This window comes from Arcticibacter eurypsychrophilus (assembly GCF_001730525.1).
Lineage (GTDB): Bacteria > Bacteroidota > Bacteroidia > Sphingobacteriales > Sphingobacteriaceae > Arcticibacter > Arcticibacter eurypsychrophilus.
Map to the genome: position 1 here is coordinate 1 of NZ_MDFN01000086.1, position 278 is coordinate 278.

The following is a 278-nucleotide window of genomic DNA, read 5'->3' on the forward strand; positions in this document are numbered from 1 at the left end:
GACCTGGTACTTACCTCTCAATTCAAAACCTATGTAAGAGACCGTGGCTTTAAGATACGCATGTGCAGAAAGGCAGATCCGGAAAGTAAGGGAAAGATTGAGAACGTGGTCAAATACATTAAGCAGAACTTTCTTTATAACCGTACTTTTTACGATATGGAAACCTTAAATCAGGATGGGTTGAAATGGCTGGAACGTACCGCCAATAAGCTGGATCATGCACTAACCAAAAAAGCCCCTCACCAGGAGTGGCTTATCGAACAGGCTTTTTTGCAACC

At 42.8% G+C, this 278-nt stretch carries 1 pseudogene; it reads left to right on the forward strand.

Annotated features, from left to right (window positions below):
* Positions 1-278 (forward strand): annotated as a pseudogene (locus BFL47_RS19945) (IS21 family transposase); the annotation flags it as partial.